This is a genomic window from Nonomuraea aurantiaca (assembly GCF_020215705.1).
In the GTDB taxonomy this organism is placed as follows: Bacteria; Actinomycetota; Actinomycetes; order Streptosporangiales; family Streptosporangiaceae; genus Nonomuraea; species Nonomuraea aurantiaca.
In genome coordinates, this window is record NZ_JAIWNB010000003.1 from 228,116 (window position 1) to 253,015 (window position 24,900).

General features: G+C 70.3%; 25 protein-coding genes. 13 read left to right on the plus strand and 12 right to left on the minus strand.

Annotation, left to right across the window (positions count from 1 at the left end):
• The first annotated feature begins 89 nt into the window (after nucleotides 1-89).
• Both LDL49_RS10570 and LDL49_RS10575 read left to right on the plus strand, forming a co-directional pair.
• A complete protein-coding gene (locus LDL49_RS10570) occupies nucleotides 90-2,594 on the plus strand; it encodes a PEP/pyruvate-binding domain-containing protein (protein ID WP_225290789.1) in 2,505 nt (834 codons plus the stop codon).
• A gap of 1 nt (nucleotide 2,595) precedes the next feature.
• The gene (locus LDL49_RS10575) at nucleotides 2,596-3,195 is read left to right on the plus strand and encodes a TetR/AcrR family transcriptional regulator (protein ID WP_225290790.1); all 600 of its coding nucleotides are present in this window, start codon (nucleotides 2,596-2,598) and stop codon (nucleotides 3,193-3,195) included.
• 46 nt (nucleotides 3,196-3,241) lie between these two features.
• Here the strand turns inward: LDL49_RS10575 and LDL49_RS10580 are convergent, their stop codons facing one another.
• The gene (locus LDL49_RS10580; RefSeq protein WP_225290791.1) at nucleotides 3,242-3,943 is read right to left on the minus strand and encodes a TetR/AcrR family transcriptional regulator; all 702 of its coding nucleotides are present in this window, start codon (nucleotides 3,941-3,943) and stop codon (nucleotides 3,242-3,244) included.
• A gap of 140 nt (nucleotides 3,944-4,083) precedes the next feature.
• Between LDL49_RS10580 and LDL49_RS10585 the strand changes: the two genes are divergently transcribed.
• Genes LDL49_RS10585 through LDL49_RS10595 form a run of 3 tightly spaced genes read left to right on the plus strand, consistent with a single transcriptional unit; the run spans nucleotide 4,084 to nucleotide 6,208 of the window.
• On the plus strand, nucleotides 4,084-4,410 hold the full coding sequence (locus LDL49_RS10585) for a YrdB family protein (protein WP_225290792.1): 327 nt from the start codon (nucleotides 4,084-4,086) through the stop codon (nucleotides 4,408-4,410).
• Between the two features lie 2 nt (nucleotides 4,411-4,412).
• Nucleotides 4,413-5,324: an NAD-dependent epimerase/dehydratase family protein gene (locus LDL49_RS10590; RefSeq protein ID WP_225290793.1), complete on the plus strand. Its 912-nt coding sequence runs from the start codon at nucleotides 4,413-4,415 to the stop codon at nucleotides 5,322-5,324.
• The gene (locus LDL49_RS10595; protein ID WP_225290794.1) at nucleotides 5,321-6,208 is read left to right on the plus strand and encodes a Gfo/Idh/MocA family protein; all 888 of its coding nucleotides are present in this window, start codon (nucleotides 5,321-5,323) and stop codon (nucleotides 6,206-6,208) included. Before LDL49_RS10590 ends, LDL49_RS10595 begins: the two co-directional genes overlap by 4 nt.
• A 13-nt stretch (nucleotides 6,209-6,221) precedes the next feature.
• Here the strand turns inward: LDL49_RS10595 and LDL49_RS10600 are convergent, their stop codons facing one another.
• Both LDL49_RS10600 and LDL49_RS10605 read right to left on the minus strand, forming a co-directional pair.
• On the minus strand, nucleotides 6,222-7,037 hold the full coding sequence (locus LDL49_RS10600; protein ID WP_225290795.1) for a trypsin-like serine peptidase: 816 nt from the start codon (nucleotides 7,035-7,037) through the stop codon (nucleotides 6,222-6,224).
• Nucleotides 7,038-7,102: 65 nt separating this feature from the next.
• The gene (locus tag LDL49_RS10605; protein WP_225290796.1) at nucleotides 7,103-7,327 is read right to left on the minus strand and encodes a hypothetical protein; all 225 of its coding nucleotides are present in this window, start codon (nucleotides 7,325-7,327) and stop codon (nucleotides 7,103-7,105) included.
• An 86-nt stretch (nucleotides 7,328-7,413) separates the two neighbouring features.
• Between LDL49_RS10605 and LDL49_RS10610 the strand changes: the two genes are divergently transcribed.
• Nucleotides 7,414-7,749, plus strand: coding sequence for an MBL fold metallo-hydrolase (locus LDL49_RS10610; RefSeq protein WP_225290797.1), 336 nt, complete (start codon nucleotides 7,414-7,416; stop codon nucleotides 7,747-7,749).
• A gap of 34 nt (nucleotides 7,750-7,783) precedes the next feature.
• On the opposite strand, the gene LDL49_RS10615 is transcribed toward LDL49_RS10610, so the two are convergent.
• Together LDL49_RS10615 and LDL49_RS10620 are read right to left on the minus strand one after the other, a co-directional pair.
• Nucleotides 7,784-7,972 carry a hypothetical protein gene (locus tag LDL49_RS10615; RefSeq protein WP_225290798.1) on the minus strand — a complete coding sequence of 63 codons (189 nt, stop codon included), beginning with the start codon at nucleotides 7,970-7,972 and terminating at the stop codon, nucleotides 7,784-7,786.
• 77 nt (nucleotides 7,973-8,049) lie between these two features.
• Nucleotides 8,050-9,327 carry a Glu/Leu/Phe/Val family dehydrogenase gene (locus LDL49_RS10620; protein ID WP_225290799.1) on the minus strand — a complete coding sequence of 426 codons (1,278 nt, stop codon included), beginning with the start codon at nucleotides 9,325-9,327 and terminating at the stop codon, nucleotides 8,050-8,052.
• Between the two features lie 244 nt (nucleotides 9,328-9,571).
• Here LDL49_RS10620 and LDL49_RS10625 point away from each other — a divergent pair, with 244 nt between their 5' ends.
• Genes LDL49_RS10625 through LDL49_RS10640 form a run of 4 tightly spaced genes read left to right on the plus strand, consistent with a single transcriptional unit; the run spans nucleotide 9,572 to nucleotide 13,744 of the window.
• Nucleotides 9,572-11,119 carry an alkaline phosphatase D family protein gene (locus LDL49_RS10625; RefSeq protein ID WP_225290800.1) on the plus strand — a complete coding sequence of 516 codons (1,548 nt, stop codon included), beginning with the start codon at nucleotides 9,572-9,574 and terminating at the stop codon, nucleotides 11,117-11,119.
• A gap of 21 nt (nucleotides 11,120-11,140) precedes the next feature.
• Complete coding sequence (locus LDL49_RS10630) at nucleotides 11,141-11,872, plus strand: class I SAM-dependent methyltransferase (RefSeq protein WP_225290801.1); 732 nt, start codon at nucleotides 11,141-11,143, stop codon at nucleotides 11,870-11,872.
• Between the two features lie 53 nt (nucleotides 11,873-11,925).
• On the plus strand, nucleotides 11,926-12,537 hold the full coding sequence (locus LDL49_RS10635; protein ID WP_225290802.1) for an RNA polymerase sigma factor: 612 nt from the start codon (nucleotides 11,926-11,928) through the stop codon (nucleotides 12,535-12,537).
• The gene (locus LDL49_RS10640) at nucleotides 12,530-13,744 is read left to right on the plus strand and encodes a CU044_5270 family protein (protein ID WP_225290803.1); all 1,215 of its coding nucleotides are present in this window, start codon (nucleotides 12,530-12,532) and stop codon (nucleotides 13,742-13,744) included. Before LDL49_RS10635 ends, LDL49_RS10640 begins: the two co-directional genes overlap by 8 nt.
• 62 nt (nucleotides 13,745-13,806) lie before the next feature.
• Here LDL49_RS10640 and rocD read toward each other — a convergent pair whose 3' ends face one another.
• From rocD to LDL49_RS10655, 3 genes are all read right to left on the minus strand, one after another.
• Nucleotides 13,807-15,021 carry an ornithine--oxo-acid transaminase gene (gene rocD, locus LDL49_RS10645; protein ID WP_225290804.1) on the minus strand — a complete coding sequence of 405 codons (1,215 nt, stop codon included), beginning with the start codon at nucleotides 15,019-15,021 and terminating at the stop codon, nucleotides 13,807-13,809.
• A gap of 1 nt (nucleotide 15,022) precedes the next feature.
• On the minus strand, nucleotides 15,023-15,820 hold the full coding sequence (ddaH, locus tag LDL49_RS10650; RefSeq protein WP_225290805.1) for a dimethylargininase: 798 nt from the start codon (nucleotides 15,818-15,820) through the stop codon (nucleotides 15,023-15,025).
• Between the two features lie 120 nt (nucleotides 15,821-15,940).
• Nucleotides 15,941-16,483 carry an Lrp/AsnC family transcriptional regulator gene (locus tag LDL49_RS10655; protein WP_372470353.1) on the minus strand — a complete coding sequence of 181 codons (543 nt, stop codon included), beginning with the start codon at nucleotides 16,481-16,483 and terminating at the stop codon, nucleotides 15,941-15,943.
• 91 nt (nucleotides 16,484-16,574) lie between these two features.
• On the opposite strand from LDL49_RS10655, the gene LDL49_RS58300 reads away from it, so the two are divergent.
• From LDL49_RS58300 to LDL49_RS10675, 3 genes are all read left to right on the plus strand, one after another.
• Entirely contained in the window at nucleotides 16,575-18,911 is a 2,337-nt protein-coding gene (locus LDL49_RS58300) for a GH1 family beta-glucosidase (RefSeq protein WP_308016105.1), read from the plus strand.
• Nucleotides 18,912-19,052: 141 nt separating this feature from the next.
• Complete coding sequence (locus tag LDL49_RS10670) at nucleotides 19,053-19,658, plus strand: SMI1/KNR4 family protein (RefSeq protein WP_225290806.1); 606 nt, start codon at nucleotides 19,053-19,055, stop codon at nucleotides 19,656-19,658.
• A 150-nt stretch (nucleotides 19,659-19,808) separates the two neighbouring features.
• Nucleotides 19,809-21,017: an OmpH/Skp family outer membrane protein gene (locus LDL49_RS10675; protein WP_225290807.1), complete on the plus strand. Its 1,209-nt coding sequence runs from the start codon at nucleotides 19,809-19,811 to the stop codon at nucleotides 21,015-21,017.
• Here LDL49_RS10675 and LDL49_RS10680 read toward each other — a convergent pair whose 3' ends face one another.
• The 4 genes from LDL49_RS10680 to LDL49_RS10695 form a co-directional block, all read right to left on the minus strand.
• Complete coding sequence (locus LDL49_RS10680) at nucleotides 21,018-21,392, minus strand: VOC family protein (RefSeq protein ID WP_225290808.1); 375 nt, start codon at nucleotides 21,390-21,392, stop codon at nucleotides 21,018-21,020.
• Nucleotides 21,393-21,452: 60 nt separating this feature from the next.
• On the minus strand, nucleotides 21,453-22,838 hold the full coding sequence (locus tag LDL49_RS10685; protein ID WP_225290809.1) for a glycoside hydrolase family 16 protein: 1,386 nt from the start codon (nucleotides 22,836-22,838) through the stop codon (nucleotides 21,453-21,455).
• A gap of 192 nt (nucleotides 22,839-23,030) precedes the next feature.
• Nucleotides 23,031-23,759 (minus strand): hypothetical protein, encoded by a 729-nt coding sequence (locus LDL49_RS10690; RefSeq protein ID WP_225290810.1) that lies wholly within the window; start codon nucleotides 23,757-23,759, stop codon nucleotides 23,031-23,033.
• Complete coding sequence (locus LDL49_RS10695; RefSeq protein WP_225290811.1) at nucleotides 23,756-24,676, minus strand: hypothetical protein; 921 nt, start codon at nucleotides 24,674-24,676, stop codon at nucleotides 23,756-23,758. The genes LDL49_RS10690 and LDL49_RS10695 overlap by 4 nt, the downstream gene beginning before the upstream one ends.
• Nucleotides 24,677-24,900: the final 224 nt, after the last annotated feature.

Consider the following 24,900-nt stretch of genomic DNA (forward strand, 5'->3'; position numbering starts at 1 on the left):
GACCGGTGAACAGCCGAGGAGAACCAAGTGAAAGACGACCAGGAGCAAGTGAAAGCCGACGAGGACCGAGTGAAAATCGAGGAGGTCCAATGAGACTCGTAGCACCCCTGAACGCCTTCGGCCGCGGCGACCTGGCTCTGGCCGGCGGCAAAGGCGCCAACCTGGGCGAGCTCGTCAAGAACGGCTTTCCCGTCCCAGGCGGCTTCGTCGTAACCACCGCAGCCTACGAACTGGTCGCCGACGGGCACGACACCCGTACGTACTTCGAGAACGTGGAGATCCCCCCGGAGCTGCGCGAGGCGATCGCCGGCGCCTATGCCGAGCTCGGCGGCGGGCCCGTGGCGGTTCGGTCCAGCGCCACCGCGGAGGATCTGCCGGGGGCGGCGTTCGCCGGACAGCAGGACACCTACCTCAACATCGTGGGCGAGGAGGCGGTGGTCGACGCGGTCCGCCGGTGCTGGGGCTCGCTCTGGACCGAGCGGGCCGTCGCCTACCGCGAGAAGCGGGGTGTCGACGCGGCCGAGGTTCGCATCGCGGTGGTCGTGCAGCGCATGGTCCAGTCGGAGGCGGCCGGTGTGCTGTTCACCGCGAACCCGGTCACCGGCGACCGCGCGCAGATCGTCGTGGACGCGAGCACGGGGCTGGGCGAGGCCGTCGTCTCGGGACTCGTCACGCCCGACCACTACGTGCTCGACGTCTCGGGGCGGGTCACCTCCTTCACGCCGGGCCGTCGCGAGGTGGTCATCCGCGGTACGGCCGGCGGCGGCGTCGTACACGAGACCGGAGACTCCGCCACCGGCGAGGCGCTGCCCCGCGCGGCGCTCGCTGAGCTGGCCCGGCTGGCGAGCGAGGTTGCGGCTCGGTTCGGCCGCCCGCAGGACATCGAGTGGGCGTACGCGGGCGGCCGGGTGAGCCTGGTCCAGGCCCGTCCCATGACCGCGCTCCCGCCGGCGCCCGTGGGGTCGCTCAACCCGGTCCAGCGTAAGGTCGGCAGCGTCCTGCTCGAGTATCTGCCCGTACGCCCTTATCCGATCGATATGACGACCTGGCTGCCGTACGGTCCGGCGGGCATGATGGCCAAGGTCGCGGCGGCCTTTGGCATCAAAGGGGTGTTCGAGGACTTTCTGCAGGAGGAGGACGGTGTCGTCTACCGGTTGGTGCCACGCTCTCCGCGGGTGACGGCCGGTCTGATGGCCATCCCGTTCCGGCTCGTCCGGCGGGCCAGGCGCTACGACCCCGCCCGGTGGACGGAGGATCCGCGCTTCCAGACCTTCCTCGCCGCGAACCGCGAGCTGGCGGCCCGTGACATGGGCTCGATGCCCTGGCCGGAGCTGATTCGCGTCCCCAGACAGGCACTGGACCTGGTCCAGCCGGTGACGGACCTGCGCACCGACTACCTGCCCGGCACCGGGCTCGCCCTGTTGCGGCTGCTGATGGCGGTCAAGCTGCTGCGTCGCGGCGCGCTGTTCGGCGAGTTGATGACCGGCGCGCGCACCCGTACCTCGGACGCCAACCAGGCGCTGGAGGCGCTGGCCGAGGAAGCTCGGGCGACCGGAGCGCTCGACGCGGATCCGATGCCCTCTGGCTTCGCCGCGAAGCTACGCGACTTCTTCGCCGAATACGGGCACCGGGAGACGGTGACTCCGATTCTGGTCACCCCGCCTACCTGGGGCGAGGCCCCGGAAATCGTCCTCGGAACGATCAGGGTGCTCGCGTCCAAGCCGCCCACTCCAGCGCCCGCCGTGGACGGGGTGGCCGTGGGAGTGGGCGGAGCGGTCGAGCGGCTGCTCCGGCACCCCCTGCTGCGGGCCGGGCGCCGGAGGGCTCGGGTCGTGCGCTGGGTCGAGGCGGCTCGCGCCGGTCACGCGTTCCGCGAGGACAGCCACTTCTACTTCACGCTCCCGCTGCCCATTCTGCGCCGGTCGCTGTTGGAGATCGGGGCGCGGCTGCGTGACGCGGCCGTGCTCCAGCGGCCCGAGGACGTCTTCCACCTGCGGTTGGAGGAGCTGGAGTCGATCAAGGACCTGGCCGCCTCCGACGAGTGCCTCGACGAGCTGCGGGCGGCCGTTCAGCAACGGGCGGCCAAGCGGGAGGAGCTCTCGGGTGTGCGGCTCATCGACCCGCGGGCGATCTTCCCCGTCCGCGACGCGGGCACCGCGATCGTGACCGGGACGCCCGCGGGCGGCGGGAGTGCCACCGGGCCGGTCAAGGTCATCCGGGATCCGGCCGAGTTCGGCAGCCTGACGAGCGGGGACGTGCTCGTCTGCCCCTACACCAACCCGTCGTGGACCCCGCTGTTCCAGCGTGCGGCGGCCGTCGTCGTTGACACCGGAAGCGCCGCCTCGCACGCCGCGATCGTCGCCAGGGAGTACGGCATCCCGGCCGTCATGGGTACGGCGGGAGGCACGTCCACGCTGGTCGACGGGCAGGTGGTAACCGTCGACGGGGACGCGGGCACCGTCGTCATCGCCCACTCAAGCGGGGATGCGGCCGCCTCCGACCCTGGCGGGGATGCGGCCGCCGCGGTCTCTGACGGGGGTGTGGTGGCCCCGGTCTCAGATGACGGCGCGGGCACGGTCACCGCGGCCTCATAGGATGCCTGTCATGGTCACCGACCACCGCAAGCTGCCGCGGCGGCGCGGCGAGGCGCTCAACGTCGCCATCTATCAGGCGACCCTCGCCGAACTCGCCGAGGTCGGCTACGCCCGGCTGACCATGGAGCGCGTCGCCGAGCGGGCCAAGGCCAGCAAGGCCTCGCTCTACCGGCGCTGGCCCACCCGCATCGAGCTGGTCATGGACGCCGTCTATCACGTACTGCCCGACGCGCTGTCCGTCCCCGACACGGGCAGCCTGCGCGGCGACATACTGGCGGCGTTGCGGCGGACGGCCGAGGCGCTGGCCGGTCCCGCGGGTGAGGCGATGCGCGGGCTGCTCAGCGAGGCGCTGGGCGATGAGTCGCGGGCCGCCACGTTCCGGGAGAACTCGCAGGGCACCGGCAGGCGGCTGATGCGGGAGATCGTCCGCCGGGCGGTCGAGCGTGGCGAGGTCGCCCCCGAGGACGTGACCCCGCGCCGGCTCGACGCCGGTCAGGCGCTGCTCCGGCAGCACTTCCTTTTCCAGGGCCTGCCCATCCCGGACGAGCTTCTCGTGCAGATCGCCGACGAGGTCATGGTCCCGCTCTTCACCCGAGCCTGAGCCCGGCAGGTAGGCGGGCAGGTGGGCAGGTGGGCAGGCAAAGCGTTCACGCGGGCTTGAGGCCCAGCAGCGCGCCCAACGTGCGCACCGACTGCTCGAAGCTCCCACGCTTGTCTTGGATCGTGTTCTCGAACTGGCCGAACACCTCGAAGCTGACCCATCCGTACAGGCCGGTCCACGCGGTGAGACCACGAAAGATCAGGTCGTCGGGGACTCCGGGCATGATCTGGCGCAGGTTCGCCGCGTCCGCCGACAGCGTGGCGGGGGCGGGCGGGGCGAGGTCGGGCGGGGCCAGCGCGCCCGCCTCGTACGCCTGCGCGAGGATCCGGCCGAACACCGCCACATCCCGCACCCTGGCCGCGATCGTCTCCTCCGGCGCCTGGTAGCCGGGCACCGGGGAGCCGTACAGCAGCGTGTACTCGTGCGGATGGGCCAGCGCCCACTCGCGTACGGCATGGCAGACGGCCAGCCAGCGCCCCGCGAAGTCGCCGGGCGGGCTGTCCTCGTCGGCGCGCTCCACCGCCGCGCCGAGCGCGTTGTAACCGTCGATGATCAGGGCGGTCAGCAGGTCATCGCGGCTGGGGAAATAGCGGTAGATGGCCGACGAGACCATGCCCATCTCGCGGGCCACCGCGCGCAGGGAGAGCCCGCCCGCGCCCTCGGTGGCCAGCTGGCGACGGGCGATGTCGGTGATCTCCTTGGTCAGCTCGGCCCTGACACGTTCTCTCGCGGTACGGCTCGCAGTCATGTCCCGACCATATCAGAGCACTGAGAAAAAACGAGAGCACTGCTCTTGACGATTGGCGCTCTGATGAGAGAGCATTGCTCTTGTAAGCGAACGGCAGTCACGCGGAGGTTGAAATGCTGAGCATCGCCAAGGGAGCCAACATGGCTCTGATGTTCTTCCTGGAGCTTGGGGTTCTGGTCTCCGTGGGGTACTGGGGCTTCACGGTGAGCCCCAACTGGGCGATCAAGCTGCTCACCGGACTCGGCGGGGTGGCGCTGTTCATCGCCGCCTGGGCCCTGTTCGGTGCGGGCGGTGGCGCCAACGCCACGATCCCGCTGACCGGCCCGGCCAGGGTCGCCCTGGAGATCCTCTGGTTCGGCGGCGGCGCCCTGGCGCTCTACGCCGCGGGCCGGGTCGCGCCGGCCGCCGTCTTCGCCGCACTCTTCGTCCTCAACGCGGTCCTCCGCATCGTCTGGAAGCAGGTCTGATCATGGGTAAGCACGTCGTGGTGGGTTCCGGCCAGGTCGGCACGCATCTGGCCACCAAGCTCCTGGCCCAGGGGCACGAGGTCACCGTGGTGACCCGCTCGGGCAGCGGCCCCGCCGGGGTCCACAAGGTGGCGGCCGACGTCGCCGACATGGCACGGCTGACGGAGGTCGCCAAGGGCGCCGACGTCCTCTACAACTGCGTCAACCCGCAATACCACCGCTGGCTGACCGACTGGCCGCCGATGGCCGAGTCGTTCCTCGGCGCCGCGGAGGCCACGGGCGCGGTGCTGGTCATCCTGGGCAACCTCTACCCCTACGGCCCGGTCAAGGGCCCGATGACCGAGGACCTGCCGCTCGCCTCGGCCACCCCGAAGGCTCAGGTGCGGGCGAAGATCTGGAACGACGCGCTGGCCGCGCACCGTGCGGGCCGGATCCGGACGACCGAGGTGCGCGGCTCCGACTACTTCGGCCCCGGCGCCACCGACCAGTCGCATCTGGGCGGGCGGTTCCTCGTGCCGTTCAGAGCGGGCAAGACCATCCAGCTGGTGTTCCCCGCCGACATGCCGCACAGCTGGACGTACCTGCCCGACGTGGCCGACGCGCTGATCGTCGCGGGCACCGACGAGCGGGCCTGGGGGCGGCCGTGGCACGTGCCCACCAGCGACCCGCTCAGCTTCCGCCAGATCGGTGAGCGGATGGCGGCCATCGAGGGGCGGCCCGCGCCCAAGCTGGCCACGCTGCCGTGGCCGCTGGTCCAGGCGATGGGTCTGTTCTCGCCGATGGTCAGGGAGCTGAAGCACGTGCGCTACCAGTTCACCGCGCCGTACGAGCTGGACTCCTCGGCCTTCCAGCGGACGTTCGGAGTCGCGCCCACGCCGATCGACGAGGCGCTCGCGGCTACGCTCGAGGCGTGAAGACAGCCATGATCGGCCTGGGCGACATCGCGGAGAAGGCGTACCTGCCCGTGCTCACCGCCCAGCCGGACCTCGACCTGCACCTCTGCACACGCGACAGCGAGACCCTGGATCGGCTCGGCGACACCTACCGGATCGCCGCCCGGTCCACCTCGGTGGACGACGTGATCAAGAGCGGGGTCGAGGTCGCGTTCGTGCACGCCGCCACCGGCGCCCACCGCGAGATCGTCGAGCCGCTGCTCGACGCCGGGGTGCACGTCTACGTGGACAAGCCGATCGCCGACAACCTGGCCGACTGCGAGGCTCTCGTACGGCTGGCGAAGGCGAAGAGGCGCTCGCTGATGGTCGGCTTCAACCGCCGGTACGCCCCCGGATACACCGGACTTCTCGCCCTTCCTCGACACCTCGTTCTGATGGCGAAGAACCGCGAAAAATACCCTGATGTGCCTCGTCGGGCGATATTTGATGACTTCATTCACGTGGTCGACACGCTCCGCTTCCTCGCGCCCGGCGAGGTCACCGGGACCCGGATCAGGACCCGCGTCCAGGGCGGACTGATCGAGCACATCGTGCTGGAGCTGACCGGCGACGGCTTCACCGCCATCGGCCTCATGAACCGCGTCAGCGGGGCCACGGAGGAGATCTGCGAGGTCATGGGCGACGGAATCAAGCGCCGGGTGGTCAACCTGGGCGACGTGATCGACTACGCGGGCGGCGAGACGCTCACCAGGCGGCCCGACTGGGTCCCGGTCGCCCGGCAGCGCGGTATCGAGCGCATCTGCCTGGAGTTCCTCGCCGCGGTCCGCGACGGCCGCACGATCAGCGCGGACGACGCGCTGATCAGCCACGCCATCTGCGAGGACATCGTCGCGAACGCCTCCTGACCGGCCCCCGGCGTCACGGGCGCTGCCTGTGGCGCATCCAGGTGTCGGCGCCGGCCAGCAACCGGCTGAACGGCCGGCCGCCGAGCCGGGCCAGCACGGTGAACCCGGCCGCGTCGCTCATCGGGCTGGAGGACGACACGACCCCCGCCACCTGCTCCCCGTACACGGCCGGACCGCCGCTGCCACCGGCCGGGGCGTGGCAGTTCTGGGTCACCAGCACGCCCGGCCCCTGAGCGGTGGCCTCTTTGGCGTCCCCCAGGCAGTGGTACATCCGGGTGCCGGGATACCGCCGCCCCGCCGGGTAACCTAGCAGGTCGAGCCCGCGCAGCGGCGTACCCCTGCGGGTGGCCAGCGGGCGCAGTCCGGGCCCGGTCGCGTCCTCCAGCGTGCCGCCGCGCCGCATCACCCCGACCAGCCCGACGTCGTACGGCAGCAGCTCGGCGGAGTACGGTCGGCCCCGCCACTGATCGGGCACCCAGGTCCGCACGGCCGGCCAGACCCCGAACGGCGGCCGGCCCTGGTCGAAGCCCGGCAGGAAGACCATCTGCCGCAGCGGCCGGCCGTCGTGGTAGAGGCAGTGCGCGGCCGTCAGCACCAGGCTCCGGCTGCGCGACCTGATCACCGTGCCGCCGCACATCACGGTCGTCCGGCTGGCCGGATCACGCCCGAGCAGCACCCCGATGAGCCGTTGCACGCCGGTATAGGGGCGGGGGACCAGCGCGTACCCCAGGCGGTCGCCGTCCGGTGTCAGCACCCTGCGGGCAGGCACCGATCGCTGGGGCACCTCCGCGAGGCCGGTCGGATCGAGCAGGGCCAAAGAGAGCACCATCCTGAGCACCCGTACACTCTAGGCCGATGATCATCAGCCCTCTGACCTGCGACATGAAGGTTTACCTAACCGTGGGCTGAACGCTGGGAGCAGGGCATGATCGCGCGGGCGAACAGGGCGGCGTGCGCCGTCATCCGCCGCCGGGCCCGCTCGCGCTGCTCCGGCGTGGCCCCGTCGTGCAGCCACAGCACGCGGGCGTGCGCTATCGGGCCCAGCAGCGAGTACGCGAGATCGTCCGGCGACCCCAGATCGTCGCGCACCCGCCCCTCGGCCAGCCAGCGGGCGAACACCTCCGTCAGGCCGGCCAGCGCCCGCTCGATGCAACACCACGTATCACGGCGACCACACGGCCGGGAACGCGGCGTTCCCCGCCGAGGTGAGCCGGTGGCGCACCCCTGACGTGGTGTTCGACTCCTACGCCGAGATCGACCTGGGCGGGCGGCTGGTCCAGCTCCACCACTTCGGACCGGGCAACGGCCCCGGCGACACCGTCGTCTACGTCCCCGACACCCGCACCGCGTGGACCGGCAACTTCCTCTGCCACGCTGGCACCGCTCACATGCTGTTGCAGGGCGGACCCGAGCCCTACCTGGCCTCGCTGCGCCGGATGCGCGAGGCGCTGCCCGAGCTGGACACGATCGTCCCGGGTCACGGCCCGATGGGTGACGGGCCCGCGGCCATCGACGCGCTCGTCGGCTACCTGGAGGGCTGAACATCCTGGCCACCTACCGCCTCTATGAGGGTCGCTAGCCCTTCTCGCGGTCCTGGTCGCTCCAGATGAGCAGGGCGACGCCGGCTGCCGCGATCGCGAGATAGACGGGGGTCGGGATGTCGAACCACCTGCGCAGCAGGCCCCATTCGGTGTCGAAGAAGACCCGCGCCACGAATCCCCCCAACCCCTGGATGACCACGACAACTCCCAGAAATCCCCTCATGCCTCCACCCTGGCGAGTCGGTGGAGGCACGGGCATCGAACCTAGGGCTACCTCAGGGCCTACTAAAGTTCACGCCATCACGGGTAGAGGCCGCGCATCTGGTGCGCCTCCGCCACCCGGCCGACGCCGATGACGTGCGCCGCCTGCCGCAGGGTGAGGTCGCGGGCGGTGGCCAGCGAGCGTACCTCGGCGTAGGCGCTCTCCATCAGCTCGCGCAGCTTCAGCTCCACCTCGCCGCCACTCCAGGAGTAGGCCTGCATGTTCTGCACCCACTCCAGGTAGGACACGATCACCCCGCCCGCGTTGGCCAGGATGTCGGGCACCACGATCGTGCCGCCCGCGGCCAGGATCTCGTCCGCCTCCGGCGTGGTGGGCCCGTTGGCGCCCTCCACGATCAGGCGGGCGCGGATGCGCGGCGCGTTCTCGGCGGTGATCGCCCCCTCCAGGGCCGCGGGCACCAGCACGTCCACGTCCAGCTCGAACAGCTCGGCGTGGTCCAGGGCGTCCGCGTGGCGGTAGCCGGACACGCCGCCCGACTCGGCGGCCCAGGCGCGTAGGTCGGCGATGTCGAGCCCGCCAGGGGCGTACACCGCGCCCGTCGCGTCGGACACGGCGACCACCGTGCAGCCGGCGTCGGAGAGGTATTGCGCTGCCGGGGCGCCCACCTTGCCGAAGCCCTGGACGGCCACCGTCACGCCTTCGGGCGAGCGGCCGAGCGCGCACATGGCGGCGATCTGGACGCCGCGCGAGGTCGAGCCGGTCCGGCCGAGCGAGCCGCCCAGCGTCAGTGGCTTGCCGGTGACCACGCCGGGCAGCGCGTAGCCGGTGTTGACGCTGTAGGTGTCCATGATCCAGGCCATGGTCTGCTCGTCGGTGCCGACATCGGGGGCCGGAATGTCCTTCTCCGGGCCGATCATGGGCAGGATCTCGTTGACGTAGCGGCGGGTCACGCGCTCCAGCTCACGCTGGGTCAGCTCGACCGGGTCCACGGCCACGCCGCCCTTGGCGCCGCCGTACGGGATGCCGACCAGCGCGCACTTCCACGTCATCCACATCGCCAGCGCGGTGACCTCGTGGATGTCGGTGCTCGGGTGGAAGCGGAGGCCGCCCTTGGCGGGCCCGCGTGAGACGTTGTGCTGGACCCGGAAGCCCTGGACGACGTCCATGCGCCCGTCCTCGCGGCGCACGGGGACCGAGACGGTCAGCGAGCGGCGCGGTGTGGCGAGCATCGTGCGGAGCCCGGCGTCGAGCCGGAGATGTTCGGCGGCCTGGTCCAGCTGGTGGAGAGCCGAATCGAGGGCCTGGCGGCCAGGTGTGATCAGGGCCGGCGTCCTTGACGGCACCATGACGGTCATGGAAGGGAGTCCTCCTGTTGTCTACGCCCGGTAGCTGAGGCAGGCGCCATTGCCTGCCTTGTTTGGGCGTTCGTGTCACGATCATCCTAGAGCGCGGCGTTTATCGCTGCCTATGGTTTTCGGATTGCCGTATCTCAGGTGATCTGCTGTCATCAATTACATGTGCTGAGCGGGATGCTGCAAACGCGCCACTCTGGCAGGCTTGCCCCGGCAAGTGTGCCGAACTGTCGAATCTGGGGGACTGATGCCCGCACTGGTCGTCGGGCCCATGCTGCGTTACGTCGATTCTGCCAGCGCCTCGATCTGGGTGGAGATCGGCGAACCCGGCGTGGTCACCGTGGAGGCCGCGGGCCGGGCCTTCACCTCGTCCACGTTCACCGTCCACGGACACCACTACGCGATCGTCGATCTGCTCGGCCTGACCGAGAGTGTCGACTCGTACGTGGTCAAGATAGGGGAAGAGCAGGTGTGGCCGCTGGAAGGCTGGCAACCCAGCCGGATCAGGTTGTTCCCGGCGGAGGGGCCGAGCAGGGTGACCTTCGGCTCCTGCCGGACGAGCGTGCCCCACGACGGCACGTACGTCCTGACCCACGGCGAGGACGTGCTGCGCTCCTACGGCTCGCACCTCAAGGACGCCGGCCCCGAGGAGTGGCCGGACCTGCTGCTGCTCCTCGGCGATCAGGTCTACGCCGACAACCCGTCGCCCGAGATGCTGAAGTTCATCGCCGAGCGCAGGGACAGCGAGCCGCAGAAGGAGATCGCCGACTTCGAGGAGTACGCCGAGCTCTACCGCCAGGCGTGGACCGAGCCGGAGATCCGGTGGGCGCTCTCCACCGTGCCCACCGCGATGATCTTCGACGACCACGACCTGCGCGACGACTGGAACACCTCCCAGACGTGGCGCGAGCAGATGGCCGCGACCTCCTGGTGGAAGCGCCGGGTGATCGCCGGGCTCGGCGCCTACTGGGTCTACCAGCACCTCGGCAACCTGTCGCCGGCCGAGCGGGCGGACGACGCGCTGCTGGCGAGCCTGCTGAAGGGCGAGGGCGGCGACGCGCTCGACGCCTTCGCCGAGCGGGCCGACGCCGACCCGAGCAGCAACCGGTGGAGCTACTCCCGCGAGCTCGGCGACACCCGCCTGATCATGGTCGACACCCGGTGCGCCAGGCAGCTCACCCCGGGCGACCGGCGAATGCTCGACCCGGTCGAGTGGGCCTGGCTGCGGGAGGAGGTCGCCAAGCCGGCCGAGCGGCTGGTCATCGGCTCGTCGATCCCGTTCCTGCTGCCCGAGGGCGTGCACTTCGTCCAGAACTGGAACGAGGCGCTCTGCGACGGCAAGTGGGGCCGCTTAGTCGCGCGGCTCTCGGAGCGGGTCCGGCAGGCGATCGACCTGGAGCACTGGGCGGCCTTCCGCCGCTCGTTCGAGGACCTGGCCCGGCTGCTGGTCGAGGTCGACAAGCCGGTGCTGGTCCTGTCCGGCGACGTGCACTACTCCTACCTGGCCAAGGTCAACGGCCGGCCGATCTACCAGGTCGTCTGCTCGCCGATCCGCAACCCGCTCAGCCCGGTGCTGCGCTGGGCCAACGTGTTCAGCCAGTTCGGCCTGGCCACGCTGGTCGGCGGGCTGCTGGCGCGGCTAGCCCGCATCCCGCGCCCGCCGTTCCGCTGGGAGGTCGTCGCCGGGCCGTGGTTCCAGAACGCCGTGGCCACGCTGACCCTGCCCGGCGAACTGGACTGGTACGAATCATCCGGGGACACGGTCAAGCACATCGATTCTGTACGGATTCCATGAAAACGGTTATCATTGGCTTTTGTGTGCCATGACCAGTACTCCGTCGCCGTGCCCTTCTACGACCTGTGGCACGAGGACGGGCACGTCCCGGAGATACGCAGGCTCCTCCCGCCGCTGCTCAGCGGCATCGGCCGGAGCATCATGGAGATCGGGGCCGGCACCGGCCTGATCACCGAGCTGATCGCGTGGGAGACGCCGGCGGAGATCTATGCCGTCGAACCGTCGCTCGGCATGCGCTCGGTCCTGGTCTCCCGCCTGGCCGAGCGCGCCGACCTGCTGTCCCGCGTGACCGTCCTGCCGTGCGGCGCGCTCGACGTGGAGGTCGACGAGCCGGTCGAGGCCATCGTGATGATCTCGGTCCTGCAGGGCTTCGACGCCGCCGAGCGGGAGCGGCTCTGGGAGGTCCTGGCCAGGCAGCTCGAACCCGGCGGGCTGCTGGTGTTCAACCACCGCGAACCACCTCCTTCCGTACCGGGCGAGCTCGAGCGCATGGGGTCGTACCAGGTCGGCAGGCACACGTACGAGGTCTGGGGACAGGTGCTTGAGGCGGCGGGCGAGACCGTCAGGTGGCGCTTCCTCTACCAGATCAGGCAGCGCGGGGTGCTGATCAGCGAGGACGAGGTGGTGAGCGTCAGCCACCGGCCCGGCAGGGAGCGGCTGGACGCCGAGCTCGACGCGGCCGGCTTCACGGCCCAGCGGGCCTCGGAGGGCCTCCTGGCGTGGCGCCTCAATGGCGGATCGGCGTGGAAATAGCGTGAAATAGGTGGAACCGAGGTCCCGCGTGCGGTCAACAACAGGGTGACCGCATGAGAGAGGACCGGCACGTGGTGGGTGTTCAGGAGAAACCTGAAACGCTGGACGACTCGGCGCTGATCGCGCAGTCGGTGATTGATCCGGAACGTTTCGCGGTGCTGTTCGACCGGCATGCCGACGAGATCCACCGGTACGCGGCCAGGCGGCTCGGTGCCGAGCCGGCCGAGGACGTGACGGGCGAGGTGTTCCTGGTCGCCTTCCGCGTCCGGGCGCGCTATGACCGCACGTGGCCGGACGCCAGGCCGTGGCTGTACGGCATCGCCACCAAGGTCGTCGCCCAACATCGCAGGGCGGAGCGGCGACGCATTCACGCGATGTCGAAGGTGGGCGCGGAACGGCCGGGCTCGTTCGACGACCGCAGCGCGGACCGGGTCACCGCCGAGCAGCTCCAGCCCAGGCTGGCGCGGGCGCTGACCAGGCTCAGCGCGGCGGAGCGCGACCTGCTGCTGCTGGTGGCGTGGGCGGACCTGACGTACGAGGACGCGGCGCTCGCGCTGGGCGTGCCGGTGGGCACGGTCCGGTCCAGGCTGCACCGGCTCCGCGTCAAGGTACGCAGGGCTCTCGGCGGCATCGACCCCTTCGCAGAGGAGCCCCAGCATGGATGACGAGATCCGGACGTTCGCGGACGGAAGGCCGGCCGCTCCGCCGTATCCGGCGGAGGCCCGCGCGAAGGCGCGTGACCGGTTGCTGCGCGAGGCCCGCGAGGGGCGCGGGTTCCGCTTTCCGAAGCTGGGCTGGCAGGCTGCGGCCGCGTTCGGGGTGACGGTCGCTCTTGTCGGGGGCGTGGCCGTGGCCCTGTCGGCGCAACAGCCGAAGCTGGGAGTGGCCACGTCGGCCGCCCAGTCGGCCGCCACCCAGTCGGCGGCCGTGTTGGACGGTGACCTGCGGCCCAAGCCAGGGCAGTTCATCATGGTCGCGTCCGACACGATGTACAGCTCGTTCTCGCAGGCCAACGGCAAGATGACCCGCTATCTCTACCGGACGCACCGCGAGATCTGGCAGTCGGCCGATGCCAGCGCGGACGGCCTGCTGCTCATCGCGGGGCTCGCCCCCAAGCCGTGGCCGGGCGAGCCGCTGCCCAAGGAGGCACAGAAGTGGAAGGGGGAGAGCTGGATGCAACTCGCCTCCTGCCCGGCCCGGCTCGCGGCCTTCCGGACCGACCACGCCTATCTGAGCACGCTGCCGCCCGACCCGGCCTTGATGCGGTCCTTCCTCTACAAGCGGCAGCCCGGTGGCAAGGGGGAGGCCGACCGGGCGGCGTTCGTCGCGGCGGGCGACCTGGTCAGGGAGACCTACATGCCCAAGGCGCAGCGTGACGCGCTGTTCGAGGCGGCCAAGGAGATCCCGGGGGTACAGGTGGCCGACGGGGTCGAGGACTCCGCCGGGCGCCAGGGCGTGGCGCTGGGCAGGGAGTCGCAGGGGATCCTGGAGCAGCTGATCTTCGATCGGGACACGCACATGCTGCTGGGGGAGCGGCACACGGTCGTAGACGCCAAGGCCGCCGGCGCGCCGGTGGACAGCGTGCTCGCCTTGACGGCCCAGCTGAAGGTGAGTGTCGTGGACCGGCTGCCGGAGCACGCGCCCAAGGTGGAGCGGGACGACTCCTGCACGCCTCAGCCCGGCGCGACGACGGATTCCACCGAACAGCCGACCGCCCTGCCCACCGACGAGGCGACTGACCTGCTGAGCGACGGGCCGTCTGACGTGCCGAGCGACGGGCCGTCTGACGTGCCGAGCGACGGGTCGATCTACAAGCCGACCGACGGGCCGACCGATGAGCCGCCGGCCCCCGTTCCTACGAAGACCGGCTGATCCAGTACGGCCCGCGCCCCGGAGGTGGATGCGCGGGCCGTACCTGTTTCCGGATGTGGTCTCTAGCTCTGGCGGAAGGAGGCCAGGGCGTCGGCGAGCTGGTCGACCGCCCAGACCAGGTCCTCCTCCGAGATCACGATCGGTGGCGCCAGCCGGATCGTGGAGCCGTGCGTGTCCTTGGCCAGCACGCCGCGCGCCATCAGCGCCTTGGACAGCTCGCGCCCACTGGCCAGCGACGGGTCGATGTCGACGCCCGCCCACAGGCCGCGCCCCCGCACCGTCACCACGCCGTGGCCGATCAGCTCGCGCAGCCGCGCGTGCAGCACCTCGCCGAGCTCGGCCGCCCTGGCCTGGAACTCGCCGGTGTTGAGGATCTCGATCACCGCGTTGCCGACCGCGCAGGCCAGCGGGTTGCCGCCGAACGTGGAGCCGTGCTGGCCCGGCTTGATCACGCCGAGGATGTCCTTGTTCGCGGCGATCGCCGAGACCGGTACGACGCCGCCGCCGAGGGCCTTGCCCAGGACGTACATGTCGGGCACGACGCCCTCGTGGTCACAGGCGAACGTCTTGCCGGTGCGCCCGAGACCCGACTGGATCTCGTCGGCGATCATCAGGATCCCCTCGGCGGTGCACAGCTCCCGCACCTGCGTGAGGTAGCCGTCCGGCGGCACCAGCACCCCGGCCTCACCCTGGATGGGCTCGAACAGCACCGCCACCGTGTCGGCGTCGACGGCCTCCCTGATCGCCTCGACCGAGCCGTACTTCACGATCCGGAAGCCCGGGGTGTAGGGACCGAAGTTGTCGCGGGCGTCGGGGTCGGTGGAGAAACTGACGATCGTGGTCGTGCGGCCGTGGAAGTTGTCCTCCATCACGATGATGTTGGCCTGCTCCGGCCGGACGCCCTTGACCTCGTAGCCCCACTTGCGGGCGACCTTGACGGCGGTCTCGACGGCCTCGGCGCCGGTGTTCATCGGCAGGATCATGTCCTTGCCGGTGAGGTCGCCGAGCCCGGCGCAGAACGTGGCGAACTGGTCGTGGTAGAACGCCCGGCTGGTCAGCGTCAGGTTCTTGAGCTGCTCCTGAGCCGCCCCGATGATCTTCGGATTGCTGTGCCCGAAGTTGAGCGAGGAGTAGCCGGACAGGCAGTCCAGATAGCGCTTGCCCTCGACGTCGGTCACCCACGCCCCGTGTGCCTCGTGGATGACCACGGGCAGCGGGTGGTAGTTGTGCGCGCTACGGCGCTCGCTCACGTCGATCAGCTCTTGGGTGGTGCTCATCTCAGTTCTCCCCCCGGATCTCCAGTGTGCAGCACTTCGGGCCGCCGCCTGCCTTGCGCAGCTCCGACAGGTCGACGGGGATCGGCTCGTAGCCGCGCCGCTTGAGCTCCAGCTGGAGGTCGCCCGCCTCGGCGTTGATCACCACGTGGGTGCCGTCGCTGACCGCGTTCAACCCGAGGACCTCGGCGTCGGTGTCGGTCGCGAGCACCGCGTCCGGGAACAGCCGGGCCAGCACCGCGCGGCTGCCCTCGGAGAAGGCGGCGGGGTAGTAGGCGACGTTGCGGCCGTCGATCGGGAACAGCGCCGTGTCGAGGTGGTAGAAACGCGGGTCCACCAGCGTCAGCGAGATCACCGGCCGGCCGGTGAACTCCTGCGCCTCCTGGTGGGCCGCCAGGTTCGTACGGAAGCCGGTGCCGGCCAGGATGACGTCGTCGAGCGTGAGGAAGTCGCCCTCGCCCTCGTTGACGTGGACCGGCTCCTTGACCGGGAAGCCGTTCTCGGCGAACCAGCGCAGGTAGGCCGGACCTTCGGCGGCCCGCTCCGGGAAGGCGAACCTGGCGCCGTAGACGCGCCCGCCGACGACCAGGGCGCCGTTCGCGGCGAACACCATGTCCGGCAGCCCCTCGACGGGATCGATGAGGCTGACCTGGTGCCCGAGGCTCTCGTAAGCCGATTTGAGGCCCTCCCACTGCCGGATCGCGAGATCGCGGTCGGTGTCGGCCTCGGGATGCATCCACGGGTTGATCGCGTACTCGACCGTGAAGTATTCCGGGCGGCACATGAGGAAGTGCTTGGGCATGCAGGTCTCCGTCGGGGTCGTCGGGAAATGTCCCCGGAGGGGACGAAGACAGCCTAGAAATTTATGTTTGCGCAGGCCAAGGGGTTGACATTGCGTGTACGCGCGGGTCTGTTGCGAGTCTCAACCACCGACCTGCGTTCTGTTGCGCTCATCCGGTACAGAACCCCCGAATGGGTCCGACTCCGGCAGGGCGCCGCTGGTGGGAGTGACCTCGGGGATGGCTCCCGGCGGCAGGTCGACGAGCCGCGACAGCACGATCGAGCTCTTGGTCCGCACCACGAACGCCTCGGCTGCCAGCCGCTCGATCACCCGCTCGACGTGCCGCACGTCCGTGGCCCGGATGTGCACGAGCGCGTCGGCCTCCCCGGTGATCGTGGCCGCCGCGACAACCTCCGGGCACTTGGCCACGGCCAGCGCGATGTCGGACGGCTTGGTCTTGCCCTGGCAGAACAGCTCGACGTACGCCTCGGTGGTCCAGCCGAGCGCCTGCGGCGCCACCCTGGCGCTGAACCCGGTGATCGCCCCGGCATCGCGCAGCCGGTCGACCCGGCGCTTCACGGCCGACGCGCTCAGGGCGACCCGCTGCCCGATCTCCGCATAGGTCTGGCGGGCGTCGTCGACGAGCGCCGCGATGATGTCACGATCCAGCCGGTCCAGTTCCACGCGCCCTGTATACAGCCTGGCCCGGCTGGCGCGCGACGAGCGCGCCGGGGGAGACTGGGCGCTCGATCTTTCACCGGAGGATGCTGGACAAGTGAGCAGCGCAGCTTTTCCCGAGAATTTCGTCTGGGGCGTCTCGACGTCCGCCTATCAAATTGAGGGCGCCAATGCGGCCGACGGCCGGGGCCCGTCCATCTGGGACACCTTTTCCGATTCGCAGGCCGCCTGCGACCATTACCACAGATATGCCGAGGACATTGGCCTGCTGAAAGACCTGGGCGTGACCGCCTATCGTTTCTCGGTGAGCTGGCCGCGGGTGGTCCCCCGCGGCTCGGGGCGGATCAACACCGCCGGGCTGGATTTCTACGAGAGGCTGGTCGACGAATTAATCGGCGCGGGCATAACGCCGTACGCGACGCTCTACCACTGGGATCTGCCGCAGGCGTTGGAGGACAAGGGCGGCTGGGCCACGCGCGACACGGCCGCTCATTTCGCCGACTACGCGCGGGTCGTGCACGACCGGCTGGGCGACCGCGTCGACACCTGGTTCACGGTCAACGAGCCGTGGGTGGCGGCCTTTCTCGGGTACGGCTCCGGCATTCACGCGCCGGGTCGTACCTCGGCGGCCGACGCCTTCAGGAGCGCGCACCACCTGCTGCTGGCGCACGGGCTCGCGACCCAGGCGCTGCGCCCGTCCAAGGTGGGGCTGGTGCTCAACTTCGGCCCCGTCATGACGCCGGGCCAGGTCGGCGACCTGTCGATGGAGCTGCCGGAGGAGGACGCGGAGGCGGTGGCCAGGATCGACACGCTGTTGCACCGGCAGTTCCTGGAGCCCGTGCTGCGCGGCGCCTATCCCGCCGAGCTGCTTCCGGTCATCGAGCGATCCGCGGGTCTCGACCACATCCAGGACGGAGACCTGGCCGCCATCTCCCAGCCGATCGACCTGCTCGGCGTCAATTACTACGCGCCGACCGTCGTACAGGCCCAGCCCAGTCAGCCCGCCGATCCGGCCTATCCGGGAAGCGCGGGAATTCTTTTCTGCACCGTGCCCACGGCGGTGACCGCGATGGGCTGGCCGATCGTCCCGGACGCACTCCCGCTGCTGCTCCGCCGCCTTTCGCGCGAATATCCCGACACGCGGTTGATGCTCACCGAGAACGGCGCCGATTTCGTCGACGTGATATCGGGCGACGGCATTCACGACGTCGACAGGATCAATTTCATCGAGGAGCACCTGCGGGCACTCCGGGTGTCGATCGAGGAGGGCGCGCGGGTCGGCGGATATCTGCTCTGGTCATTGCTGGACTGCCTGGAATGGGCCGACGGGTACCAGCGCAAGTTCGGCGTCTACCACGTCGACTTCGCCACCCAGCGGCGGCGGCCGAAGGACAGCGCCCACTGGTACCGCGACGTCATCAAGCGCAACGGCCTGGGCGAGAGCCGCCCGAAACGGCCCACACTGGAGACCGTCGCCGCCCGCGCCTCGGTCTCCAGGGCCACGGCCTCACGCGTCATGAACGGCGAGGCGTCGGTCAGCTCCGAGGCCCGCGCCAGCGTGCTGCGCGCCGTACAGGAGCTGGGCTACGTCCCCAACGCGGCGGCCCGCAGCCTGGTCACCCGCCGCACGGAATCGATCGCGCTGGTCCTGTCCGCGCCCAGGCCCGGCGGCGAGGCGCTGACCGCGGCCGTCGTCCAGTACGTCACGAGCGTCCTGGAAGGGGCGGGCAAGCGGATCACGCTCATGCTCGCCGACACGGCGGAGAGCCACCGGCGCATCGTCCAGCACGTCGAGGCCCGGCTGGTGGACGGCGTCATCCTCGCCATGCCGGACCGGACCGGCCCGCTGACCGAGCGCCTGACCCGCACGGGCCTGCCGCTGGTCCTGCTCGGCAAGCCGCCGGTCGCCTCCCTGGTCCCTTACGTGGACGTGGACAACATCGGCGGCGCGGCGGCGGCGACGAACCACCTCCTGGCCGCCGGCCGCCGCAACCTGGGCATCATCTGCGGCCCCCTGGACCTGGTCTCGGTCCAGGACCGCCTGACCGGCCACCGGAACGCGCTCGAACGGGCGGGCACGCACCCGTTGATCGCCACCGCCGACCCCACCCTGGAGTCGGGCGCGGCGGCGGCGCGGCGCCTGCTCGCGGACAACCCCCGGCTGGACGCCGTCTTCGCCACCTCCGACCATCTGGCGATCGGCGCGCTGCGTGCGGCCCGGCAGGCGGGCCGCCGGGTGCCTGAGGACCTGGCGATCGCGGGCTTCGACGACATAGACGCGGCCTCCTGCACCACGCCGTCCCTCACCACGGTCCAGGCGCCGGTCGCGGAGCAGGCCATGGCGCTGGCCAGGCTCCTGCTGTCGAGGCTGGAGGGCAGGCACACCACGTCGGTCATCGTCCCGACCCGCCTCGTGGTGCGGGAATCCACTTAGACGCTCTCCTCGCGCCCGGCTCACTCTGCCGGGCGCGGGGGCGGCAGCGGCGGCGCGTCGATCCAGCCGCTGTCGACCGGGATCTCTGGCCTCGGCTTGGCCGCAAGCCTTGCCACACAAGCGAGGCTAGGGTGTGTGGGCATGGTGACAGAAGCGTGGGCGCGGATCGAGGAGTGGCTGGCGCGGCATGCCCCGGCCAGCGCGGCCGCGCTGGCTCCACCCGCCGACCCGGCCGACGTCGCCGCCGCCGAAGCCGCGCTGGGACTCGCCTTCCCGCCTGAGCTCGTCGAGTCACTGAGCCGCCACGACGGCCAACGCATCTGGGCGAACGTCCTGCCCGAAGGGCCGCCGCTGTCGACCGCCGGGATCGTCGACCACTGGCGCGTGTGTATGGACGTCGCCGCGAGTGTCGACGGGCTCACCCCGCACCGGCCGGGCGCCGAACCGTGGTGGCACGAGCGATGGGTACCGTTCGCCGGCGCGGACGGCGATGCGCAGGTGATCGACCTGCGGCCCGGGCCCGGGTACGGCCGGGTCGGCTGGACGGCGCACGACGGCCTCGGCGACTTCGATGCTGCCTGGCCCACGCTCGGCGCCTACCTCACCGAGGTGGCCGACGCGCTCGCCGCGGGTGCTGCGCTGCGTTACTGGGTGCCGTACCTGACGGTCGACGGCGAGCTGTGGTGGAGCACCGAAGATCCGGAGGTTGCGCCCCCGGGCGTCAGGCGTTTTCTCCCAATTCCCTGACCTGGCGCACGTCGCCGGCCGGTAGAGGTGCCGGAGTGCCGGTGTGCAGTCAAACCGGCGAGATATCGATCATCGGCAATTCGCCTTCGCCGCCATTGTTCCGCATTCCCGGCGATTAGCATCGAAAGACAGGACCGCGTTGGAGGCCGCATGCGCTTCACTCGCCGGAACGAGCACGAGCACGGGGACGAATCCGACGAGCCACGCCAGGTCGCCCGTCTCGCCCCCGCCGTCGCCTACGACGGAGACCTCTACCACCTGCCCGACTGGGCGCAGCGCCGCCGCGAGGAACGCGAGCTGGGCCGCGCCCACGCCACCGACGGCCAGATCGACACGCTCACCCTCGAAACCGGCAGCGTGCCGCGCTTCCACGAGCTGGAGGACGAGCGCCTGGCCGAACTGGCCCAGATCGAGAACCTCACCGAGCGCGAGATCCAGCAGGCCCGCGCCGAGTTCGAGGCACAGAAGATCAAGCTGACCGAGTCGCAGCGCGCATTCGGCGAGGCCCGCCAGGCACTCGACGACACCCAGCGCCGGGTGCGCGAGCTGGAGCAGCCGAGCAGGCGCCCCGGCGACGGCCGCCCCAGCTCCATCGCGCTGTCCGGCAGCCGCTGGCCCGTCGTACGCCGCTGGCTGCCCGCCGCGCTGCTCCTGCTGCTCCTGCTGATCGTCGAGGTGCCCATCCTCTACCAGGTGATCCTGAACTGGGGCGACAGCGTGGCGATGACCGCCCTGCTCGCGGCGGGCGCCGCGTTGATCATGCTGGTCGCACCGCACATGTACGGCAGGTCGTTCCGGGCCTGGCAGGAGAACGGCAGCCCCGCCAAGGGACGCTGGCTGCTGATCGCCGTCGCGCTCGTCTGGCTCGGCCTGATCGTCGCCGTGGCCGTGCTCCGCCGCGAGGCCCTGGTCAAGCCGCTGGTCGTGGACGGCCAGGAGATCGGGCCGACCTCCTCCGGCGTCGGCCTGCTGCCCACCATGATCCTGCTGCTCGCCCTGCTCGTCGCCACCGCGCTGATCGCCGCCGACCTGGGGCGCAGGATGCACAACCCCAACGACCGCCGCCTGCGCGAGCTGCGCGCCAAACGCGACGCCGAGGCCAGGGCCTGCGCCGCCGCCCAGGCCGACTACCAGCGAGACGCCGGGTACGCCGAGAGCGTCGCCCAGTACCTCCAGGCCGTCGAGCGGCGTCAGGCCAGCAGGATGAGGCAGCTCGACAGCGGCTTCGACAGCCTCGGCACGGCGTACCTGGGCGGTGTGGTGGAGGGCCTGCGCGACCCAGAGGCGGCGAGCTGGGCCGAACGCATCGTGGTCAGACGCCGCAGCGCCGGCACCCCGGGAGCGTCGCCCAGCGTTTGATCAGCCGGCGCGCTCGGCCTCGCCACGCTCAACGCAGAACTCGTTGCCCTCAGGGTCGCGCAGCGTCACCCAACCGCGCCCGTCAGCCTTGCGATGGTCCTCGTACAGCTTCGCCCCAAGGGAGATGATGCGCTCCACCTCCTCGTCGCGGGTCCGGTCGGTCGGCATCCAGTCGAAGTGGATCCGGTTCTTCACCGTCTTGCCCTCCGGCACCCTGATGAACAGCAGGCCGGGCATGGGCGAGGGCGTCACGAGAAGCACCTCGGGGTCACCGGGCTCGTCCTCATCGGACAGCGGCCATCCGGTCACCTGACTCCAGAAGGTCCCCAGCTCGTACGGTTCGGCACAGTCGATCGTCACATGGCGCAGAATCATGACGCCAACCCTAGCCAGGTGATCGGAGCGGTCCCGCCACCTCCCCCGAGAGGCGGTCCGTCAGGTGGTGGAGAACGTGAACCAGTTGACGTTGACGAAGTCGGCCGGCTGCCCGCTGCTGAACGTCAGGTAGACCGTGTGCGTACCGGTCACCCCTGAGATGTTCGCCGGAACCGTCCGCCAGCTCTGCCAGCCGCCCGTGTCGGCCAGCGCGAAGTCGCCGATCGGCGTGGCCGTGGGGCTGTCGAGCCGTACCTGCACGAGCCCGCTCACACCGGCCCCCGCCCCCGACGCCACCCTGGCCTTGAACTGACCGGCAGCCGTGGAGCCGAAGTTCACCCCGTCGAAGCGGAGCCAGTCGCCGTTGGCGATGGCGCCGATGTTCTGGCCGCCGCCCGTGTCCGTGGTGGTCTCGACGATGGTGCCCGACTGGGCCTGGTAGCTCTCGGCCTGGATGGTCGAGCGGGCGTCCACCCCGCCTGGCGGGTTGGTCGGTCCGGAGCCGCCGCTCTGCCATACCGCCACGTAGTCGACGACCATCGGCCGCCCCGGCACGGTGGCCGCGACCGGCGTCCCGCCGCCGGCCAGCGCGTTCGGGAACGCCCCGCCCATGGCCACGTTGAGCAGCAGGAAGTAGCCGGCGTGACCGGTCATGTCGGCCCAGCTCGTGGCGTCCATCTGCGACTGGCTCACGCTGTGGAACTGCTGGCCGTCCACGTACCAGCGCAACTGGTTGGGGCTCACGCCGCGGTCCCACTCGAAGCGGTACGTGTGGAAGGCCTCCTGGCACGTCGAGCCGGGGCAGGCGCGGTTGGCGCCCAGGCCGGTGGTCTCGTTGCACGGCCCGCCGGGGCTCACGCCGCAGTGCAGGACGCCCCAGACGGAGTTGATGCCGTTGACGTTCTCCATGATGTCGAACTCGCCGATGCCCGGCCAGTTCCAGTAGTTGCCCCGGTACGGCGAGCCGAGGGCCCAGAACGCCGGCCAGTAGCCGAGGGCGGCCTGACCGGTCACGTTCGGCATCTGGATGCGGCCCTCGATGCGCAGCACCCGTCCGTCGGCCGGCTTGAAGTCGGCCCGCCTCGTTTCGATCCGTGCGGATGTCCACTCGCCCGAGCCGCTGCGCTGCGGCGTGATGCGCAGATTGCCGCCGCCGTCCTGCGCGAGGTTGGCGGAACCGGAGGTGTAGTTCTGGATCTCGCCAGTGCCCCAGTTGCCCGGACCGCCCGGGTAGGCGTGGCCGGTGTCCACGATCCAGTCGGCGGAAGAGGGCGGCGACCCGGCGCTGCCGTTGAAGTCGTCCGACCAGACCAGTGACCAGCCGGAAGGGGTTGGGGGCACGGCCGCGGAAGCGCTCACGGCCACGTGCACGAGGAGGGCGGCGAACACCGCCAGCGCCACGGCCACCGCCGCCAAGCGCCTGCGGCTCGGAGATTGTGCTGCCATTCCTTGCTCCTGGGGGGTGCGGAGGCTTTGAGCAGGGGTTGTACGTTCTAGAGAGCGCTCTCTCACCGAGACGTAAACACAGGCGTAACGCCGTGTCAACAAACCGCATTCACAGCCTTGACCGCTGGGAGAAAGACCATTCGTCGCCGACAGAGAGCGCTCTCGAACTTCCTCCGCTACATCAGGCCTTTGCTACAGCAGATCGACCGGGCTCGCTCCCGCCGCCTCGAACGTCTCCTTCCAGAAGTCCTCCAGCAGCGGGAAGCGGTCGGGACTCGCCGTCTTCTCCCGCAGAAACCCATGCACGACCACCCCGTAACCGGTCAGATCGGGCATCAACTGCGACTCCCGCAACTGCTTGGCCTTCTGCTTCCTGGCGGCCTCGCTCAGGTCGAGCTTGTTGATGTTCAGCTCGCCCCGGTTGTTGATGAGGTCGCTGAACACGATGATCTGATGCCCCTTGTCCGGTTGCCGCTGCGCGTTCATCTGCTTGACCAGGTACCGAAGCGCACCGAGCACATCCGACCCTTGGCCTTCGTTCGGGCAGTCGAACAGCTTGACCGCCCGGGGGAGCACCTCGGTGATGCGATGGTTCCGGATGCGGTCCTCGACGACCGGGTTCGCGTTGGGGTTCTCGGCTTTGGTCGCCGCGATGGACACCGGGTCCTGGCGGCACGTACTGCTCTCGGAGCTCCCGGTCACGGCGGCGTACGCGATCCAGTCACAGCCCTGGGCGAAGGCGGGCAACTTGGAGGTGACATCACTGCGGGAGGTCGCCGGATCGGCATAGCTCGTGGAGTCGACCACCACCCCGCACACGGCCTTCGCCTCGGTCCCACACCCGCTGACCCCCACCCCCACCAGGACCATGACCGCTACGGCGGCCATCCCGCGTAATACCCCGCCACCTCCATCTGTCATCGCTCTCCTCCAGTCCCCGTCTGGTCCCGATCAGATCCAGCCTCGGGGTCCGGTTCGGCGTCGGTGACAGGGCTCGGACCGGAGGCGTCGGTGTCTGGGGCCGCATCTTTGGGGAGGGAGCGCAGTGCCTCGCCGGGCAGTGCCCGGGGTGTGACCTCGGCGTGCCACACCTCGATCCGCGCCTCGACCTCCTCCATGATCCGCCCGATCTCCTCCCGCCCGGAGACCGCCGCCGCACTGTCCCCCGAGGAGTCCATCGCGATGACCTCGCCCTTCCACAGCGACGGAATCTCCTCTTTGCGCGGATGAGCCCGCATCACCCCACCCCGATAGGCGGCGATGAGCTGCTCGGCCCTGGCGTGCACGGTCTCCACGGCATGGTTGCGCTCGATCAGCGCGCTCTCCCACTCCTGCGTGAGCCGCTCGATCTGCGCCCTGGCCCGATGAACCGTGTCACTGGCCTCCTGTAACACCGCCCTGCGCCGCGCCTCACCCCGCCGCCGCCTGGCCTCCGCGATGGAAATGAAGGCATCCTCCCCACCAGCCGAGGCGTGGGCCGAAGCAACACCAGAATCACCCGCTGACCCGGCTCCCTCGACCCCGGACCCGGTCCCATTGCTGGAGCCGCCGACCGGCCGCAGATCGGCCCGCCCGAGCTCGCGCAGTATCGTCTCCCGAGCCCCCACAGCCCGCTCAAGCAGCGCCGTCCTGGTGGCCGCCAGCCGCCGGTCAACCTCGGTGATCCGCTCCCGCGCCAGAGCACGCACCTCGGTCACGTACGAAGGCTGGAACTCCGGATCCGTGAATTCCCCGAGCGGATGCTCCCGGGCATCCCGCATCCCCTGCCGACGCGCTTCCTCTCGCTCGGCCAGCGGATCGCCCGCCCCCCACTTGAACAGCCGCGACCAGAACGCCATCCGCGTCTCCCGGCACAGAACCGCTACCCGACTAGAGTGCCCTGCTTCACCACCCTAATCGCTCGAACCCCACCCTGACCGGCTCCCGCGAGTCCCGTGCCCGCACCCTGGAATTCAGGTACGTCAGTCCCACCCAGGCGACCAGCAGGTGCGCATGGCTGGAGCCGTCCCGGGTTTTCGTGGTCGCGGCATCCAGGTCTGCTCCCCTTCGGTCCACGGGCTTG

What these genes read in the sequence shown, in the direction of transcription:
- LDL49_RS10570 (WP_225290789.1), top strand. Translation starts at nt 90, where the DNA reads ATGAGACTCGTAGCACCCCTGAACGCCTTCGGCCGCGGCGACCTGGCT.
- LDL49_RS10575 (WP_225290790.1), top strand. Translation starts at nt 2,596, where the DNA reads ATGCCTGTCATGGTCACCGACCACCGCAAGCTGCCGCGGCGGCGCGGC.
- LDL49_RS10580 (WP_225290791.1), bottom strand. Translation starts at nt 3,943, where the DNA reads ATGACTGCGAGCCGTACCGCGAGAGAACGTGTCAGGGCCGAGCTGACC.
- LDL49_RS10585 (WP_225290792.1), top strand. Translation starts at nt 4,084, where the DNA reads ATGGCTCTGATGTTCTTCCTGGAGCTTGGGGTTCTGGTCTCCGTGGGG.
- LDL49_RS10590 (WP_225290793.1), top strand. Translation starts at nt 4,413, where the DNA reads ATGGGTAAGCACGTCGTGGTGGGTTCCGGCCAGGTCGGCACGCATCTG.
- LDL49_RS10600 (WP_225290795.1), bottom strand. Translation starts at nt 7,037, where the DNA reads ATGGTGCTCTCTTTGGCCCTGCTCGATCCGACCGGCCTCGCGGAGGTG.
- LDL49_RS10615 (WP_225290798.1), bottom strand. Translation starts at nt 7,972, where the DNA reads ATGAGGGGATTTCTGGGAGTTGTCGTGGTCATCCAGGGGTTGGGGGGA.
- LDL49_RS10620 (WP_225290799.1), bottom strand. Translation starts at nt 9,327, where the DNA reads ATGACCGTCATGGTGCCGTCAAGGACGCCGGCCCTGATCACACCTGGC.
- LDL49_RS10625 (WP_225290800.1), top strand. Translation starts at nt 9,572, where the DNA reads ATGCCCGCACTGGTCGTCGGGCCCATGCTGCGTTACGTCGATTCTGCC.
- LDL49_RS10635 (WP_225290802.1), top strand. Translation starts at nt 11,926, where the DNA reads ATGAGAGAGGACCGGCACGTGGTGGGTGTTCAGGAGAAACCTGAAACG.
- LDL49_RS10640 (WP_225290803.1), top strand. Translation starts at nt 12,530, where the DNA reads ATGGATGACGAGATCCGGACGTTCGCGGACGGAAGGCCGGCCGCTCCG.
- rocD (WP_225290804.1), bottom strand. Translation starts at nt 15,021, where the DNA reads ATGAGCACCACCCAAGAGCTGATCGACGTGAGCGAGCGCCGTAGCGCG.
- ddaH (WP_225290805.1), bottom strand. Translation starts at nt 15,820, where the DNA reads ATGCCCAAGCACTTCCTCATGTGCCGCCCGGAATACTTCACGGTCGAG.
- LDL49_RS10670 (WP_225290806.1), top strand. Translation starts at nt 19,053, where the DNA reads ATGGTGACAGAAGCGTGGGCGCGGATCGAGGAGTGGCTGGCGCGGCAT.
- LDL49_RS10675 (WP_225290807.1), top strand. Translation starts at nt 19,809, where the DNA reads ATGCGCTTCACTCGCCGGAACGAGCACGAGCACGGGGACGAATCCGAC.
- LDL49_RS10680 (WP_225290808.1), bottom strand. Translation starts at nt 21,392, where the DNA reads ATGATTCTGCGCCATGTGACGATCGACTGTGCCGAACCGTACGAGCTG.
- LDL49_RS10685 (WP_225290809.1), bottom strand. Translation starts at nt 22,838, where the DNA reads ATGGCAGCACAATCTCCGAGCCGCAGGCGCTTGGCGGCGGTGGCCGTG.
- LDL49_RS10690 (WP_225290810.1), bottom strand. Translation starts at nt 23,759, where the DNA reads ATGACAGATGGAGGTGGCGGGGTATTACGCGGGATGGCCGCCGTAGCG.
- LDL49_RS10695 (WP_225290811.1), bottom strand. Translation starts at nt 24,676, where the DNA reads ATGGCGTTCTGGTCGCGGCTGTTCAAGTGGGGGGCGGGCGATCCGCTG.